Raw genomic sequence first — 16,457 nt, forward strand, 5'->3', positions numbered from 1 at the left:
CACGGGGCGCCTCCTACCGAATGTTCGTTCGGGACCAGGATGCCGCACCGGCCCACGCGACGCAAGACGCGGGCCCGTCTCTCGCGGCGCGCCGGGCCGCACCGGTCGGACGAGAGTGCCGTTCGCCCGACCGACGGTGCCCGAGCCGTGGGCGTCAGCGGTGCAGGCGGACCAGGCCCGCCGCCGTCGGGGGCATTCCGCAGGCGTCCCGGTAGAACGGGGTGAGCGCCTCGGCGAAGTCGACGTGCAGCCAGGTGCAGCCCGCGTCGGCCGCCGCGCGCCGGGCCCGCGCCACCAGCTCCCGGCCGATGCCGCGCCCCCGGTGCGGCGGCGCGACCACGGTGTCGAGCAGGAAGGCGTGGCGGTCGCCGTCCCAGGCGAGGTTGACGAACCCGACGAGCCGCTCGCCGTCGAACGCGCCGAACCAGCTCAGGCTGTGCCGCGCCAGCCGCGCGCCCCACGCGACCAGCCGCGCGTTCTCGCCGAAGGCGGCGGCGTGCAGCTGGGACAGCGCCACGTCGTCGACGGGGCAGCGCTCCCGATAGGTGATCACCGCGCGGGCAGGATGCCCTCGAACGCGGCCCGCGCCACGTCGTCGGGCAGCGTCGACGGGCCCGGGCGCGCCCACTCGACCACCGAGTTGACCAGCCCGGACAGCAGCCGCGCGGCCAGCGCGGGCTCCACGCCGACCCGGATCTCCCCCGCCTCGACGGCCTCGCGGACCAGCGCGGCGATCCGGCCGTCGAACTCGCGGCGGCGCTCCAGCGCCCACCGCTCGCTCTCGGTGTTGCCCCGCACGCGCAGCAGCAGGGTGACGTAGGGCAGCTCGGCGACCAGCACCTCCACCTGCCCGCGGACGATGTGCCGCAGCCGGGTGAGCGGGCTGCCGGTGCGGGCGCCGTCGGAGTCCAGGACGGTGAACAGGCCGTCGATGGCCCGCTCCAGCGCCGCCCGCAGCAGCGCCTCCTTGCCCGCGAAGTGGTGGTAGAACGACGACTTGGTGATGCCGGCGGCCCGGGAGAGGTCCTCCATCGAGGTGGCGTCGTAGCCGCGGGTGTTGAACTCGGTGACCGCGACCTCCAGCAGCGACCCCGGCCCGTGACTGGGCCTGCGGGCCCGCGCGGCGTTCGTCATCGGCCCCGGAACTCCGGCGTGCGCTTGCCCAGGAACGCGTCGACGGCGGACACGTGGTCCTGCGTGACCGCGAGCCGGGCCTGCGCCGCACCCTCCTCCGCCAGGACCGTGGGCAGGTCGCTCACCGCGCCCAGGTGCACCCCGCGCTTGACCTCCGCGTACGCCTTCGTGGGCCCCGCGGCGAGCCTGCGGGCGAGCTCCAGCGCGGCGGGCAGCACCTCCTCGGCCGGGACGACGGACCGCACGAGACCCCAGTTCGCGGCGTCCTCGGCGGTGAAGGTCTCGTTGAGCAGCAGCAGCTCCTTCGCCCGGGGGACCCCGACAGCGTGCGCGAGGCTCGCCGACAGGCCCGAGTCGGCCGTCAGCCCGATCCCGACGAAGGCGGTGGAGAACTTCAGCCCGGCGGCGGCGATCCGCAGGTCGCAGGTCATCGCGAAGCCGAGCCCGGCGCCGACGCAGGGGCCGTTGATCGCGGCGACCACCGGGAACGGCAGGTCGGCCAGCCCCAGCACGATGGGGTTGTAGTGCTCGGTGACGGTGTCGAAGGCGCTGGCCGCGTCGGCGCGCAGGGCCTCGGCATGCTCGCCCAGGTCCTGCCCCACGCAGAACGCCCTGCCGGACCCGGTGATCACCAGCGCGCGGACGTCGTCGGCGGCGGCCAGCTCCCGGACGGCGGCCAGCAGCGCGGTCTTCAGCTCGACGGTCAGCGCGTTGTAGCGCGCGGGCCGGTTGAGCGTGAGGACGGCGACGGCCGGGTCGACGTCGTCGCGGGCGAGCAGGACGGCGGGGGCATCGGTCACGCGGGCAGCGTAGCGCCGACCGAACGATCGGTGCGTCGTATCACTTGTGATAAACTTCGTCGGTGGTCGTACTCGCCGACGTCCTGGAGTCCGCCGCCCGACTCCAGGGACTCGTTCCGGACGCCGTACTGGTCGGTGGGTCGGCCGCGGCCTTCTACGCCGGGCACCGCGACTCGTTCGACCACGACCATGTCCTCGCCGACCTCGCCGCCCGGTTCGACGCCGTACTGGAGGCCGTCGAGTCCCAGGACGGCTGGGTCACCAACCGGGTCGCCTACGGCAAGATCATCCTCGGTGAGCTGGGAGGGATCGAGACCGGCGTCAGGCAGCTGATCCGGCGCACGCCCCTGGAGGTCGCACGGGTCGAACTCCCCTCCGGACACACGCTCACGGTGCCCACACCGGAGGAGACGCTGCGCGTCAAGGCCTTCCTCGCCGTCCGCCGCAACCAGACCCGCGATTATCTCGACATCGCCGCCCTCGCCGACCGGTTCGGCATCACCGAGGCGGGCGCCACCCTGGCCCGCATCGACGACTTCTACGCCGACCAGCACCGCGGCGGCGACGGCGTGGCCTCCCAGGTGGCGCGCCAGCTGGCCGACCCCCGTCCCGCCGACGTCCCGACGACGCGCGAGCTGCGCACCTACAAGAACCTCACGACTCGGTGGCACGACTGGGACGAGGTCGTCCGCACCTGCCGTTCCGTGGCCGCCGCGATGCTGGAGGCGACTCCGTGAGCCTCGCCTTCCGCAACGTCGACGCCGACCCCGACGGGCCGGTCGAGGGCTGGCCGACCGAGGCGGTGCTGACCGCACTCGAACGCGGTGGGCTCTCACACTGGCGCCGACTCGCCACGGCCGTGCGCGCCGACCCGTGGGGTCCGGTCGCCCGCCGCATCGAAGGGGCGCTGGCCGCCGTGCGGCCGTACGGGGTCGCCGAGCTGATGGACGACGTCCTCACCTCGGCCCGGGCCCATGCCGACGAACGTGAGCGGGCCGAGGTCGCGGCCGAGATCGCCGCCCTCGTCGGGGAGTCCGGCCTGACCCGCGCCGAATTCGCCCGCTCGATCGGCACGTCGGCCTCCCGGCTGTCGACCTATGTCGGCGGCTCGGTCACCCCGTCGGCGGCGATGCTCGTGCGGATGCGCCGGGTCGCGCGCGGCGAACCCTGTCGGTGACCGCACTCCCGTGCTAGCGTCCGCACCCGAACGAACGGTCGGTAGAGCGAGAGGGTCTCCAGCGATGGCACCTGTCCTGCGCAGCTACGTCCGGGGCGGCTGGCACGCCCCCGCCGACGGGCGACCCCTGCACGACGCCGTCACCGGGGAGGAGGTCGCGCGGATCTCCTCGGACGGCATCGACATGGCCGCGGTGCTGGAGCACGGGCGCCGCGTCGGCGGGCCCGCCCTGCGCGAGCTGACCTTCCACCAGCGCGCCGCGCTGCTCAAGGCACTCGGCGGGCACCTGCGCGAGCACCGCGACGAGCTCTACGCCGTCTCGGCACGGACCGGCGCCACGCTCGGCGACTCGAAGTTCGACGTCGACGGCGGCATCGGCGTCCTGCTCGCCTACGCCTCCAAGGCCAGGCGCGAGCTACCCAACGACACGGTCTACGTCGACGGCGCCGTCGAGCCGCTGGGCCGGGGCGGCACGTTCCTCGGCCAGCACGTCTGCACCCCGTTGCACGGCGTCGCGGTGCAGGTCAACGCGTTCAACTTCCCGGTCTGGGGGCCGCTGGAGAAGTTCGCACCCGCGTTCCTCGCCGGGGTGCCGAGCATCGTCAAGCCGGCCAGCCCGACCGCGTTCCTCACCGCGCGGCTCACGGAGCTCATCGTCGACTCCGGGCTGCTGCCCGAGGGCACGTGGCAGTTCGTCGCGGGCTCGGTCGGTGACATGTTCGACCACCTCACCGGCCAGGACCTCGTCTCGTTCACCGGCTCCGCGTCCACCGCGCAGACCCTGCGCGCGCACCCGGTGATCGTCCGGAACTCGGTGCGGTTCTCCGCCGAGGCCGACTCGCTCAACCTGTCCGCGCTGGGCCCCGACGCCGTCCCCGGCACCGACGAGTTCGATCTCTTCGTGAAGGGCCTGACCACCGAGATGACGGTGAAGGCGGGCCAGAAGTGCACCGCGATCCGGCGCGCGTTCGTGCCGGCCGAGCACGTCGACGCCGTGGTCGAGGCGGCCTCGGCCCGGCTGGCGAAGGTGACCGTCGGCGACCCCGCGACGGGCCGGATGGGTGCGCTCGCGAGCCTGGAGCAGCGCGAGGAGGTGCGACGCAGCGTCAAGGCCCTCGCCGACGCCGGGCGCATCGTCTTCGGCGACCCCGACCGCGTCGAGGTCGTGGGCGCCGACGCCGACCGCGGGGCCTTCGTCTCCCCGATCCTGCTGGTCGGCGACCCGGAGCGAACCGAGCCGCACGAGGTGGAGGCGTTCGGGCCGGTCTCGACGATCCTCCCCTACGACGACACCGAGCAGCTGATCGACTTCGCCGCCCGCGGCCAGGGCAGCCTCGCCGGCTCGATCGTCACCGCCGACCCCGCGTGGGCCCGCGAGGTCGTGCTCGGGGTCGCCCCGTGGCACGGGCGACTACTGGTGCTCAACGCCCGCGACGCGAAGGAGTCCACCGGCCACGGCTCCCCGCTGCCGCAGCTCGTGCACGGCGGCCCGGGGCGCGCGGGCGGCGGCGAGGAGATGGGTGGCATCCGCGGGGTGCTGCACCACATGCAGCGCACCGCGATCCAGGGCGACCCGGACACCCTCGCCGCGATCACCGGCCGCTGGGTCACCGGCGCGCAGCGCCACGAGTCCGACGTCCACCCGTTCCGCAAGCATCTCGAGGAGCTCAGGCCGGGCGACACGCTCGTCGCCGGGCCGCGGGTCGTCACCCAGGAGGACGTGGAGCACTTCGCCGAGTTCACCGGCGACACCTTCTACGCCCACATGGACGCCGAGGCCGCCGCGGCCAACCCGCTGTTCGGCGAGCGGGTGGCGCACGGCTACCTGATCGTCTCCCTCGCCGCCGGCCTGTTCGTCGACCCCGACCCGGGCCCGGTGCTCGCCAACTTCGGCGTCGAGGGCCTGCGGTTCCTCACGCCGGTGAAGTTCGGCGACGCCCTGACCGTCACCCTCACCTGCAAGCAGCTCACCCCCCGCGACTCCGCCGGCTACGGCGAGGTGCGCTGGGACGCCGACGTCACGCGCCAGGACGGGGAGTCCGTCGCGCGCTACGACGTGCTCACCCTCGTCGCGAAGCGGGAGACGGCATGACCACCATCGGGAAGCGCCTCGGCGACGCCCCCGCCCCGGAGACCCTCGACGCCGCCGAGCGGATGTCGGTCGACGAGCTGCGCGCGCTGCAGCTCACCCGCCTGCAGTGGACGCTGCGCCACGCCTACGACAACGTGCCGCACTACCGCCGCTCCTTCGACGCCGCGGGCGTGCGGCCCGAGGACTGCCGGTCACTCGCCGACATCGCGCACTTCCCGATGACGACGAAGGCCGACCTGCGCGACAACTACCCCTACGGGATGTTCGCCGTCCCGCAGGCCGAGGTCCGCCGCATCCACGCGAGCTCGGGCACCACCGGCCGCCCGACCGTCGTCGGCTACACCGCGCAGGACATCGACGACTGGGCCGGCCTGATCGCCCGCTCGATCCGCGCGGCGGGCGGGCGCCCCGGCCAGCGCGTGCACAACGCCTACGGCTACGGCCTGTTCACCGGCGGCCTCGGTGCGCACTACGGCATCGAGCGGCTCGGGGCCACGGCCATCCCGATCTCGGGCGGCATGACCCCCCGCCAGGTCCAGCTGATCATGGACTTCGAGCCGGACGTCATCATGGTCACGCCCTCCTACCTGCTCACGATCATCGACGAGTTCGAGCGCCAGGGCATCGACCCCCGCTCCTCGACGCTGAAGGTCGGCATCTTCGGCGCCGAGCCGTGGACCGAGCAGATGCGGCTGGAGATCGAGGACCGGATGGACATCCACGCCGTCGACATCTACGGGCTGTCCGAGGTGATGGGGCCCGGCGTGTCGCAGGAGTGCGTGGAGACCAAGGACGGGCTGCACGTGTGGGAGGACCACTTCCTCCCCGAGGTCGTCGACCCCCTCGACGGCACCCCGCTCCCCGACGGCGACGAGGGCGAGCTGCTGTTCACGTCGTTGACCAAACAGGCGCTGCCGATCATCCGGTACCGCACCCGCGACCTCACCCGCCTGCTGCCCGGCACCGCCCGCCCGGCCATGCGGCGGATGCAGAAGATCACCGGCCGCAGCGACGACATGATCATCCTGCGCGGGGTGAACGTGTTCCCGACCCAGATCGAGGAGATCGTGCTGCGGACGCCGGGCCTCTCGCCGCACTTCCAGCTGCACCTGACGACGCAGGGTCGCCTCGACGCGCTCGGCGTGCGGGTGGAGGCCCGCCCCGACGCCTCCCCCACCGACCGGGTGACCGCCGCCGCGGCGCTGGTCACGGCCGTCAAGGACACCGTGGGGGTGACGGTCACCTGCGAGGTGCTCGACCCGGACACCCTGGAGCGCTCGGTGGGCAAGCTCAAGCGCCTCTACGACGAGCGCACCCGCTGACCCGCGGCGGTCAGCCCGAGAGCGCGGCGATCCGGGCGAGCCGCAGCTCCAGGTCGGAGATGCGCAGCTGCGCCGTCACCACCGCGGCGACGAGCGAGCCGAACGCCTCGACGATGCGCAGGTCGGTCGGGAGCAGCCCGCGCTCGGACCGGGTGACCACGAACAGGGCGCCGACGGGCCGGTCGTCGTCGGACCGCAGCGGGACGACCGCGCCGTGCCCGGTCGAGCGGGGCTCCGGGAACGCGGCCTCCGCCGGGTCGAACAGGCGGTGCCCGCGGGTCAGCTGGGCCTGCGTCACGACCGCCGGGGCGGGGGTGTCGGCGAGTCGCTCGGCCAGCCACCGGGGCACGCCGGCGGCGGCGCAGAACCGCAGCCCGGCGCCGTCACCGGCGAGGTAGACCCCGGCGGACTCGGCGTCCAGCGCCCGGGCGAGCGGGCGCACCGCCGCCCGGACCGCGGGCACCAGGTGCACGGCGTCGGGCGCGGGCCCGACGGCGGCGGGCGCCGGGGCGGGACGGGCCCGGCCCAGGAACCGGTCGAGGTCGGCGGGGTCGTAGCGGCGGTGCCCGCCCGGCGTCCGGATCGGCACCAGCAACCCCGCCTCCTCGGCCGCGAGCAGCGTGGTGCGGCTCATCCCGAGCGCGCGCGACGCCTCGCCCACCGTCAGCCGGCGGGCACCGGACCCCGTCACGGACCGGCCTCGATTCGCCGCCGATCCGTCCGGGAACGACTTGGGGTCGTCACCCGGTCGTGTTACACCTCACAGGCGGTCGCGGTCAATCCCGGTGAACCCGGACGCGGGCGAAACGATTCCGGACGGTTCGGGGGTGGGAATGGGTACCGACCTCACCGGCCAGGTCGCGCTCGTCACCGGGGCGGCGCGCGGCCAGGGCCGGTCGCACGCGCTGGCCCTCGCCGACGCGGGCGCCGACGTCGCCGTCCTCGACGTCTGCCGCGACCTCGACGTCCCCGCCTACCCGCTGGCCACGCGCGCGGACCTGGACGCCGTCGTCGCCGAGGTGGTCGCCCGCGGGCGGCGCGCGCTCCCGCTGGAGACCGACGTGCGCGACCCCGCGGCCGTCGACGCCGCACTGGCCGCGCTCGACACCACGTTCGGCCGGCTCGACGTGCTGGTCAACAACGCCGCCGTCGTCACCAGCGCGCCGTTCTGGGAGCTGACCGAACAGCAGTGGAGCGCCGTCGTCGACACGAACCTGTCGGGCGTCTGGCGCACCACGAAGGCCGCGTCGGCGCTGCTGCGGCGCTCCCCGCGCGGACGGGTCGTGCACATCGGGTCCACCGGCGGGGTGCGCGCGGTGCCGGAGTTCGCGCACTACGTGGCGGCCAAGCACGGCGTCGTCGGGCTCACCCGCGCGATGGCGATCGAGCTGGCCGCCGACGGCGTCACCGTCAACGCGATCCTGCCCGGCGCCGTGGACTCGCCGATGCTCGCCGGGCTGGCCGACGAGCTCGGCCTCACCCCCGACGACGTGCACAAGCGCTGGCTGCACGACCAGCTGCTCATGGAGGTCATCTCCCCCGACGAGGTGACCGGCGCCCTGATGTGGCTGCTGTCCGACTCGGCCCGGCACGTCACGGGCCACTGTCTCGCGGTGGACGGGGGAGCCCTCGCCCGCTGAGGTCACGACGCTCGAGGAGGAGCGATGGGGAAGTTCGACGGCAAGGTCGTGCTGATCACCGGAGGGGCCCGCGGCCAGGGCCGCTCGCACGCGCTGGCGTTCGCCCGGGAGGGGGCCGACGTGGCGTTCTGCGACATCGCCGCCCAACTGGACTCGGTGCCCTACCGGATGGCCCGGCCCGAGGACCTGGACGAGACCGTCAAGCTCGTCGAGGAGCTGGACCGGCGCTGCGTCGCCGTCCGTGCCGACGTGCGCGACCAGGGACAGGTGCAGGCGTTCGTCGACCAGGCCCGCACCGAGCTGGGCCGCGTCGACATCCTGCTCGCCAACGCCGGCATCTTCTCGTTCTCGACGATCGCGGATATGACCGAGGACCTCTGGCAGGAGATGATCGACGTCAACCTCACCGGCGTCTACCACGCCATGCGCGCGGTGCTGCCGATCATGATCGAGCAGGGTTCCGGGCGGATCATCGCCACCTCGTCGACGGCCGGGAAGATGGGCTTCCCCAACGTCGGGCACTACGTGGCGACCAAGTGGGGCGTGATCGGGCTGGTGAAGTCGGTGGCCCAGGAGGTGGGCGCGCACGGGATCACCGTCAACGCGATCTGCCCGACCAGCGTCGACACCGACATGATCCAGAACGAGGCGGCCTACCGCCTGTTCCTGCCCGACCTCGAGAACCCGACCCGCGACGACGCCGCTCCGGCGTTCCAGACGCTGAACGCCATCCCGGTGCCGTGGATCGAGCCGGTCGACATCTCGAACGCGATGCTGTTCCTGGCCTCCGACGAGGCCCGCTACATCACCGGCGAGACCCTCGCCGTGGCCGCCGGTTCGACCGCCACCAACGCGGGCTGAGGGGAGCACGTCATGGCTGGACGACTGCAGGGCCCGGGTCGATTGACAGGCAAGGTCGCGTTCGTCTCGGGCGCGGCCCGCGGGCAGGGCCGGTCGCACGCGCTGCGGCTGGCGCAGGAGGGTGCCGACGTCATCGCGTTCGACGTCTGCCGCCAGCTCGCGAGCGTCCCGTACCCGATGGCGACGCCGGACGACCTGAAGGAGACCGTGCGCCAGGTCGAGGAGCTCGACCGCCGGATCGTCGCCCGCGAGGCCGACGTCCGCGACTCCGACGCGCTCGCCGCGCTCGTCGCCGAGGGGGTCGGCGAGTTCGGCAGGCTCGACGTCGTGTGCGCCAACGCCGGCATCGCCACGTTCGCCGAGAACGCCTGGTCGATCACCGACGAGTCGTGGGACGAGATGATCGCGGTGAACCTGACGGGGGTGTGGCGCACGGTGAAGGCCGCGGTCCCCGCCATGATCGACGCCGGCAACGGCGGGTCGATCGTGATCACCAGCTCCACCGCGGGCGTCAAGGGCATGGCCGGGATCGGGCACTACTCCGCGGCCAAGCACGGGGTGGTCGGGCTGATGCGGACGCTGGCCAACGAGCTGGCGCCGCACTCGATCCGGGTCAACACCGTGCACCCGACCGGCGTGAACACCCCGATGGTCGTCAACGACTTCATGGCGGAGTTCCTGGCCGGCTCGGACATGTCGGCGAACATGCAGAACGCGCTGCCGGTGGAGATGGTCGAGGCCGTGGACATCTCCAACGCGGTCGTCTGGCTGTCCTCGGACGAGGCCCGCTACGTCACCGGGGTGTCGCTGCCCGTCGACGCGGGGTTCCTGCAGAAGTGACCGCCGCCCGACGCGACGACATCGCCCGGAACGTCGTCGGACGCCGCCGCGAGCTCGATCTCGTGCTCGCGGCGGTGTCCGCCGGTCGTGACGTGATGCTGGAGGGGCCGCCCGGCACGTCGAAGTCGACGATCCTGCGGGCCATCACCGCCAACTGGGGCGTGCCGTTCGTGCTGGTCGAGGGCAACGCCGAGCTGACGCCCGCGCGGCTGGTCGGCCACCACAACCCCGCGCGGGTGCTGCGCGAGGACTACTCGGCCGACAACTTCGTGCCCGGCCCGCTGGTGGAGGCGATGCAGCGCGGCGGGTTCCTCTACATCGAGGAGCTCAACCGCGCGCCGGAGGACACCCTCAACACGCTGCTGGCGGCGATGGCCGAGCGGGAGGTCGCGGTGCCCCGGGTCGGCACGATCACCGCCCTGCCGACGTTCCGGGTGCTGGCGTCGATGAACCCGTTCGACAACGTCGGCACCGCCCGCATCTCCGACTCCGTCTACGACCGGTGGTGCCGCCTCGCGATCGGCTACCAGGACGCGGCCGAGGAGGCCGACATCGTGGCGGTCCGCACCGGCAGCGTCGACGACGAGTTGGTCGCCGACGCCGTCGCGCTCACCCGGGCCACCCGCGCGCACCCGGACCTGCGCCGCGGCTCGTCGGTGCGCGGTGCGATCGACCTCGCCGCCATCGCCGCCGAGCTGGAGCACCTGGGCAGCTACGACGGCGACCGCCCCCGCCGCATCCTCGACGCCGCCCTGCTCGCGCTCTCGGCGCGGGTCGGTGTCGACGAGGCGGCCGACGCCACCCCGGAGCGGGTGATCACCGAGATCTGGGAGAACCATTTTTTCTCACGCCCCGGCGGGCCGCGCCGGGACCGCATCACCTCGACGTCGACAACGCGGTAGCCCTGCCCGGGGGCCTGCGGCCGCTGGGTCGGCGCCCGAAACAGCTCACCGACGCCCCGGCGCTGTTCCGCCCCGGTGCGGGCGCGCCGGTGGTCGTCGACCTCGCGGGCGAGCGCGGTACCGGCGATCTCACGCAGGCCGCGGGCGGCCAGGGCGCGCTCACCACGCGGCAGACCGCGCGGCGCCGCGACGTCGCCGAGCTGCTGGAGGACCGCGCGCCCGACCCCGAGGTGGCGGCGCTGGCGCAGCGCATCGCCCGGCGCCTGGCGATCCGGCGCCGCCCCCGCGACCCGCGCGCCGAGCGCGGCTCCGGCCGGCTGGCGAGCGTCCCGTACCGCTACCGATCCGACGACATCGACCTGGACCGCACGATCGAGGTCCTCACCGAGCGACCGGTCCCTGAGGACACCGACATCGTTGTGCGCGAGCGGATGCGGTCGCGCCGCGACGTCGTGCTGGTCGTCGACGTGTCCGGGTCGATGCGCGGGGAGAAGGTCCGGATGGCCGCGGCGACGGTCGCCGCCCTCTCGGCCGACCTCGTCGACGACCGGCTGGCGCTGGTGGCCTTCTGGTCCGACGCCGCGCTGCTCACCCCGCTGGAGCAGTACGTGCCCGCGTCCCGGCTGCTCGACCAGCTGCTGCGCATCCCCGCCCGTGGGCTCACCAACGTGCACTTCGCGCTGACGGTGGCGCACGCGGAGCTGGCCCGCTCCTCGGCCCGGCGGCGCACGGCCGTGCTGCTCACCGACGCCGTGCACAACGCCGGGCCGGACCCCCGGCTGCTCGCCCGCCGGTTCCCCGAGCTGCACGTCCTGCTGCAGACCGACGGCGAGCACGACGCCCCGCTCGGCGCCGACCTCGCCCGGCTCGGCCACGGCCGGTTCGCACCCGTCGCCGGGCACCGCGACGTCGCACCCGCCCTCAACCGGCTGCTCCGCTGACACCGGCCGGACCGTCCTGAGAGGATCCGCCGCACACGCGCGGCGGGAGGAACGGGATGCATCGGACCGGATGGCGGACAGCGGCCGTCGTCACCGCGGTGGTCGTGTCGGTGGGCGGCTGCGCCTACCTCCCCACGCCCCGCCCGACCCCCGACCGGCCGTCGACCACCACCGCGGCAGCGGAGACCACGGTCGACCCGGGCACGCTCCCGACATCGTTCGGTCGCGGCAGCTACGACGTCGGCGTCGACATCGCGCCCGGGACCTACGTGGCGGGACCGGGCTCCACCTGCTACTGGTCCCGGTCGGTGCCCGACGCGCAGGGGCGCGGGGCCACGATCGTCGAGGACGTCTTCGACCGTCCCGACGACGGCGGGCACCGGGTAGTCCTGGCCGTCGGCGAACGCTTCACCACCAGCCGGTGCGGCACCTGGGAGACGGAGTGACCCACCGGTCCGGACACCGATCCGGCTCAGTCGGCGGCGTCGCGTAGCCGCAGGACCACGCGCAGGACGTACTCCACGGCCGTCTCGTACGACCCGCCGCGCAGCTCGCCGCGCTGGGCCAGGTTGCGCGAGGCGAACTCGAGCTCCCGCTCCGGGCCGGCCCGCCGGACGACCACCGCGGCGATCTCGTCGAGGTCCAGGCCGGGGTGGTCGAGCCGCGCGAGGGCGAACTCGACCACCAGCTCCTCCTCGCTCACCCGGTCATCGTCGCGCGTTGCGGACCGCCCACGCCAGGACGTAGTCGGCGATCTCCTCCCATCCGGGGGCGGCGGGCATCAGGTGCGGCTTGCCGCCGAACTCGACGTACTCGGTGAGCGTCTTGTCCGAGGTGTAGTGCTTGGCGTTCGAGCGCTGCACCGAGGGCGGCATGATGTGGTCCTCGGTCGCCCCGACCAGCAGCAGCGGCGCCCGGTCGGGGTTGGTGTAGTCGACGTAGGTGCCGCCGTGGCCCGGGGTGAGGTTGGCCAGCGCGCTCTCGAACAGGATCCGGCCCGAGACGGGCACGGCGTAGCGCTCGTAGAGGGCACGGGCGCGCTCCTCCGGGAAGGTGTTGGTGAAGGCGTAGTTCCAGTGCTCGAAGTCGTAGGCGACCGCCTTGTGCCGGTTGGCCGGGTTCTTGAGCACCGGGAACGTCGAGCGGATCTGGCTGATCGGCACGACCGGCACGCCCTCGGTCGGCGCCGAGTTCAGCGCCACCCCGGCGATGCCGTGGCCGCGGTCGAGCAGGATCTGCGTGAACGCCCCGCCCGCCGAGTGGCCCATGATGATCGGCGGGGCGTCGAGCCCGCGGATCACCGACTCGAGGTGCTCGACGATCGCGGGGACCGTCACCGCCTCGACGGGCGAGGGATCGGCGTTGAGGGACTCGACCTCGACCTCGAAGCCGGGGTAGGCCGGCGCGATCACGCGGTGACCCTTGGCCTCGTAGTGCGCGATCCAGTCCTCCCAGCTCCGCGGTGTCACCCAGAAGCCGTGGACGAGGACGATGGTGTCCGGTGCGGTGGTCATGTCGGGCCTTCCTGTCGGGCGGTGGGGACCCGTCGAGGATCGCGGCCCTACCACCTCCCGGGCGAGGTCGCGACGGACACCGTCGGCGCGTCCGGGTTGTCCGGCGCCACAGCGGCTTAGGCTCGTGCCGTGCCCGAGCCCCCCGACGCGCTGGTGACGGTCGCGCCCGCGCTCCTGCGGCGCCTCGACGAGGTGGCCGACCGGATCGTCGCGCGCGTCCAGGAGGGCCTGCCCCTCTACCGGGACCAGACCTACGTGAGCACCGAGGCGCTGCGGACGGCGGCGGTCGACAACGTCCGGTACCTGCTGCGCACCGATCCCCTCCCCGACGGCGCCGACCTGGCCGCGGCCCGGCGCACCGGCGAGCTGCGCGGCCGGGTCGGGGCGCCGCTGCCGGAGCTGCTCGCCGGGTTCCGGATCGGGTTCGCCGTGTTCTGGGAGCTGCTCGCCGCCGAGGCGATCCGCGCCGGCGTCGACGCCCGCGGGCTGGCCGAGCTGGCCACGCACGTGTTCTGGAAGGCCGACGAGTACTCCGCCACGCTCACCACCGCCCACCGCGACGCCACCGCCCACGAGCTGCGCCGCCGCGAGCAGGAGCGCTCGGCGCTGGTCGAGGCGCTGACGACCGGCGCCGTCGGCTCGGTGTGGGAGATCGCCAGCGGGCTCGACCTGCCCTCGACCGGCTCGTTCGTCACCGTCGCCGCCGAGGTGGCGGCGGTGGGGACGGTCGCGCTGCCGGAGATCGCGTCGAAGCTGCGCGCGGTCAACGTCTCCTCGGCGTGGCGGCTGCTGCCCGACGTCGAGGTCGGGGTGGTGTCGCTGCCCGGGCCCGACCCGTCCGACGCCGTGCGCGTCGTCGGCGGCGCCGCACCCGGCCGCGTCGGCGTCAGCCCCGTCTACCCGGCGCTGGACGAGACCCCCCGCGCGCTCTACCTGGCCCGCATCGCACTGCAGAGCGCCCCGCCCGGCGCCCCCGCGGTCCGCCGCTTCGACGACACCCCGCTCGCCACGCTCGTCGCCGCCGCGCCCGAGGCGGCCGTGCAGATCGCCCGCCGGGTCCTCGGCGACCTGCTGGAGCTGCGCCGCGAGGAACAGGACGTGCTGCTGGAGACGCTGGAGACCTGGCTCGCGGCGGGCGGCTCGGCCACCGTCACCGGCACCCGGATGTTCGTGCACCCCAACACCGTGCGGCACCGCCTGCGCCGCATCGCCGAGCACACCGGGCGCGACCTGGAGCACCCGACCGCGCTCGCCGAGCTCTCGACGGCCCTGCACGCGCTGCGCCTGCTCCCGGGTGTCCGCCGCGCGTCGCACGATGAGACGGCCAAGGTCACCCGCGGATGAGACCGTCCCCTCACTGCGCCACCGCAGTGGGACGGGAGAGTCCATGTCGGACACCGAAGGACCCCTCGGGGTCACCACGTGGCACCGGCACCTGTTCGCCCGGGTGGAGCGGTGGCCGTGGCTGAAGTCGCTGGAGGAGTCGGTCTCCGCGGTGTCCCAGCCGCTCTACGACCGGCACCGCGACAACCTGCTCGTCGAGCTCATGCACGGCGGCCGCTGGTCCGGGCACTCGCTGCACGCCGCGCTCAGCGACCTCCCGATCGGGTTCTGGGCCGGCACCGTCGTCCTCGACGCGCTGGGCAAGGACGGGTCGGCCGACGACGGCGGCCTCGACGCCGCGGGCACGCTGAGCGCCGCCGGGCTGCTCGCCGCGGCGGGCACCGTCGCCACCGGCTTCACCGACTGGACCGTCAGCGACGGCGACGACCGCCGCACCGGTCTGTTCCACGGCCTGCTCAACCTGGCCGGCACCGCCCTGCAGGCGGCCTCGCTCGCCGCGCGGGTCCGCGGGAACCGCGGGCCCGCGCGTGCACTGGCGCTGGCCAGCATGGGCGTCACCGGGGCGGCCGGCTACGTCGGCGGCCACCTGGTGCAGGGCCGGGCCGTGATGGTCAACCGGGTCGCGACGACGACCGGGCCGACCCGCTGGGTGCAGGCGGTCCAGGAGGCCGACCTCCCCGACGGCGCCACCACCGGCGTCACCCTCGACGGGCGGCAGGTCCTGCTGCACCGCTCGGGCGACGACGTCCACGCCATCGACGACCTGTGCAGCCACGCGGGCGCGCTGCTCTCGCGCGGCCCCGTCGAGGACTGCGTGGTGACCTGCCCGCTGCACGAGTCGAGGTTCGACGTGCGCGACGGCCGGATCGTCCGCGGCCCCGCACACCACCCACAACCGGTCCTCCCCACGCGCATCCGCAACGGCTGGATCGAGGTGCGGGGCTCCCTGCCCGTCGCACGGCGCAAGAAGAACTAGGAGGAGTGCCATGGCGTGGGAAGCGGTCGCGGACCTGGACCAGCTCGAGGAGGGCGACATGATGGTCGTCCAGATGGGCGGCCAGCCGATCTGTGTCGTCCGGCTCTACGAGGACGAGGCGGTGGCGGTGCACAACACCTGCACCCACCAGCAGCAGCCGCTCAACGAGGGCTACCTGCAGGAGGACGACACCCTCATCTGCCCCGCCCACAACTCGTGCTTCGACCTGCGCACCGGTGAGCCCAAGGGCGTGCCGGCCGTCGCGCCGATCCCGGTGTACGCGTGCAAGATCGAGGACGACGCGATCTGGGTCGACTTCGACCAGCAGCTCAACGAGGCCGAGATCCCGCACAAGCCCTACCACTAGGGCGGCGGCGGCCGGCCCGCCCGGACCGGGCCGGCCGCCGATCGGAACGACAGCAGCGGGGAGCGACCGTGGAGATCGTCGACGACATCGCGCGGGCCGCCGCGACGGCCGCGGTCCTGTTCCTCGACGAGGAGGGGCAGGTCCTGATCGTCGAGCCCACCTACAAGCCCCGCTGGGAGATCCCCGGCGGCGACGTGGAGCGCGGCGAGTCCCCGCGCGGGGCGTGCGAGCGGGTGCTGCACGACGAGCTGCGGCTGGACCGGGGGCCGGGGCCGCTGCTGGTCGTCGACTGGGCGCCGCTGGTGCGTGAGGAGCGGGTCCGGTTCGTCTTCGACGGCGGCACGCTCTCCGAGACCGAGCTGGACCACATCGAGCTGCGCCCCGACGTCCTCACCTCGTGGGCGTTCCTGTCGCCCGACGAGCTGTTCGTGATGATGGAGCCGCGGCTGGTCCGCCGCGTCCTGTCCGCGGTCGACGCCCACCGCACCGGCGTCCCGGCCTACCTGGAGGGCGGCACGGTGGCCGGCACGCAGCCGGTCCCCTAGGG

At 73.9% G+C, this 16,457-nt stretch carries 20 protein-coding genes; 14 read left to right on the forward strand and 6 right to left on the reverse strand.

What is annotated here, in order from left to right; genetic code table 11:
- Positions 1-154: 154 nt before the first annotated feature.
- The 3 genes from PHY01_RS24350 to PHY01_RS24360 are packed head-to-tail and all read right to left on the reverse strand — an operon-like array spanning position 155 to position 1,934.
- Positions 155-553, reverse strand: a complete 399-nt coding sequence (locus PHY01_RS24350) for a GNAT family N-acetyltransferase (RefSeq protein WP_246086128.1) — start codon at positions 551-553, stop codon at positions 155-157.
- Positions 550-1,134 (reverse strand): TetR/AcrR family transcriptional regulator, encoded by a 585-nt coding sequence (locus PHY01_RS24355; RefSeq protein WP_141282313.1) that lies wholly within the window; start codon positions 1,132-1,134, stop codon positions 550-552. Before PHY01_RS24355 ends, PHY01_RS24350 begins: the two co-directional genes overlap by 4 nt.
- Positions 1,131-1,934 (reverse strand): enoyl-CoA hydratase/isomerase family protein, encoded by an 804-nt coding sequence (locus PHY01_RS24360; protein ID WP_141282315.1) that lies wholly within the window; start codon positions 1,932-1,934, stop codon positions 1,131-1,133. The genes PHY01_RS24355 and PHY01_RS24360 overlap by 4 nt, the downstream gene beginning before the upstream one ends.
- A 62-nt stretch (positions 1,935-1,996) precedes the next feature.
- Between PHY01_RS24360 and PHY01_RS24365 the strand changes: the two genes are divergently transcribed.
- The 4 genes from PHY01_RS24365 (at position 1,997) to paaK (ending at position 6,525) form a co-directional block, all read left to right on the forward strand.
- On the forward strand, positions 1,997-2,671 hold the full coding sequence (locus PHY01_RS24365) for a hypothetical protein (protein WP_141282317.1): 675 nt from the start codon (positions 1,997-1,999) through the stop codon (positions 2,669-2,671).
- A complete protein-coding gene (locus tag PHY01_RS24370; RefSeq protein WP_141282319.1) occupies positions 2,668-3,111 on the forward strand; it encodes a helix-turn-helix domain-containing protein in 444 nt (147 codons plus the stop codon). Before PHY01_RS24365 ends, PHY01_RS24370 begins: the two co-directional genes overlap by 4 nt.
- A gap of 64 nt (positions 3,112-3,175) precedes the next feature.
- Positions 3,176-5,203 carry a phenylacetic acid degradation bifunctional protein PaaZ gene (gene paaZ / locus PHY01_RS24375; protein WP_141282321.1) on the forward strand — a complete coding sequence of 676 codons (2,028 nt, stop codon included), beginning with the start codon at positions 3,176-3,178 and terminating at the stop codon, positions 5,201-5,203.
- Positions 5,200-6,525: a phenylacetate--CoA ligase PaaK gene (gene paaK, locus PHY01_RS24380; protein WP_141282323.1), complete on the forward strand. Its 1,326-nt coding sequence runs from the start codon at positions 5,200-5,202 to the stop codon at positions 6,523-6,525. Before paaZ ends, paaK begins: the two co-directional genes overlap by 4 nt.
- Before the next feature lie 10 nt (positions 6,526-6,535).
- Here paaK and PHY01_RS24385 read toward each other — a convergent pair whose 3' ends face one another.
- Positions 6,536-7,216 carry a MerR family DNA-binding transcriptional regulator gene (locus PHY01_RS24385; RefSeq protein ID WP_141282325.1) on the reverse strand — a complete coding sequence of 227 codons (681 nt, stop codon included), beginning with the start codon at positions 7,214-7,216 and terminating at the stop codon, positions 6,536-6,538.
- Positions 7,217-7,358: 142 nt separating this feature from the next.
- Between PHY01_RS24385 and PHY01_RS24390 the strand changes: the two genes are divergently transcribed.
- From PHY01_RS24390 to PHY01_RS24415, 6 genes are all read left to right on the forward strand, one after another.
- The gene (locus PHY01_RS24390; RefSeq protein WP_141282327.1) at positions 7,359-8,165 is read left to right on the forward strand and encodes an SDR family oxidoreductase; all 807 of its coding nucleotides are present in this window, start codon (positions 7,359-7,361) and stop codon (positions 8,163-8,165) included.
- 24 nt (positions 8,166-8,189) lie between these two features.
- Positions 8,190-9,026, forward strand: a complete 837-nt coding sequence (locus PHY01_RS24395; protein WP_141282329.1) for a mycofactocin-coupled SDR family oxidoreductase — start codon at positions 8,190-8,192, stop codon at positions 9,024-9,026.
- A 12-nt stretch (positions 9,027-9,038) separates the two neighbouring features.
- Positions 9,039-9,866, forward strand: coding sequence for a mycofactocin-coupled SDR family oxidoreductase (locus PHY01_RS24400; RefSeq protein ID WP_141282331.1), 828 nt, complete (start codon positions 9,039-9,041; stop codon positions 9,864-9,866).
- Positions 9,863-10,768, forward strand: a complete 906-nt coding sequence (locus PHY01_RS24405; RefSeq protein WP_246086129.1) for an AAA family ATPase — start codon at positions 9,863-9,865, stop codon at positions 10,766-10,768. Before PHY01_RS24400 ends, PHY01_RS24405 begins: the two co-directional genes overlap by 4 nt.
- Positions 10,769-10,857: 89 nt before the next feature.
- A complete protein-coding gene (locus PHY01_RS24410) occupies positions 10,858-11,709 on the forward strand; it encodes a VWA domain-containing protein (protein WP_246086130.1) in 852 nt (283 codons plus the stop codon).
- 56 nt (positions 11,710-11,765) lie between these two features.
- Positions 11,766-12,155, forward strand: a complete 390-nt coding sequence (locus PHY01_RS24415; protein WP_141282333.1) for an Rv1352/Rv1906c domain-containing protein — start codon at positions 11,766-11,768, stop codon at positions 12,153-12,155.
- 26 nt (positions 12,156-12,181) lie between these two features.
- On the opposite strand, the gene PHY01_RS24420 is transcribed toward PHY01_RS24415, so the two are convergent.
- Together PHY01_RS24420 and PHY01_RS24425 are read right to left on the reverse strand one after the other, a co-directional pair.
- Complete coding sequence (locus tag PHY01_RS24420; protein ID WP_141282335.1) at positions 12,182-12,412, reverse strand: hypothetical protein; 231 nt, start codon at positions 12,410-12,412, stop codon at positions 12,182-12,184.
- 4 nt (positions 12,413-12,416) lie between these two features.
- Positions 12,417-13,223 carry an alpha/beta hydrolase gene (locus PHY01_RS24425; protein ID WP_141282337.1) on the reverse strand — a complete coding sequence of 269 codons (807 nt, stop codon included), beginning with the start codon at positions 13,221-13,223 and terminating at the stop codon, positions 12,417-12,419.
- A gap of 129 nt (positions 13,224-13,352) precedes the next feature.
- Between PHY01_RS24425 and PHY01_RS24430 the strand changes: the two genes are divergently transcribed.
- From PHY01_RS24430 to PHY01_RS24445, 4 genes are all read left to right on the forward strand, one after another.
- Positions 13,353-14,567 carry a PucR family transcriptional regulator gene (locus PHY01_RS24430; RefSeq protein WP_141282339.1) on the forward strand — a complete coding sequence of 405 codons (1,215 nt, stop codon included), beginning with the start codon at positions 13,353-13,355 and terminating at the stop codon, positions 14,565-14,567.
- A 43-nt stretch (positions 14,568-14,610) separates the two neighbouring features.
- Positions 14,611-15,543 carry a Rieske (2Fe-2S) protein gene (locus PHY01_RS27825; RefSeq protein WP_141282340.1) on the forward strand — a complete coding sequence of 311 codons (933 nt, stop codon included), beginning with the start codon at positions 14,611-14,613 and terminating at the stop codon, positions 15,541-15,543.
- A 10-nt stretch (positions 15,544-15,553) separates the two neighbouring features.
- The gene (locus PHY01_RS24440) at positions 15,554-15,910 is read left to right on the forward strand and encodes a Rieske (2Fe-2S) protein (RefSeq protein ID WP_141282342.1); all 357 of its coding nucleotides are present in this window, start codon (positions 15,554-15,556) and stop codon (positions 15,908-15,910) included.
- A 68-nt stretch (positions 15,911-15,978) separates the two neighbouring features.
- Complete coding sequence (locus tag PHY01_RS24445) at positions 15,979-16,455, forward strand: NUDIX domain-containing protein (protein ID WP_170183962.1); 477 nt, start codon at positions 15,979-15,981, stop codon at positions 16,453-16,455.
- Positions 16,456-16,457 lie beyond the last annotated feature (2 nt).

This window comes from Pseudonocardia hydrocarbonoxydans (assembly GCF_006539565.1).
Taxonomy (GTDB): Bacteria; Actinomycetota; Actinomycetes; order Mycobacteriales; family Pseudonocardiaceae; genus Pseudonocardia; species Pseudonocardia hydrocarbonoxydans.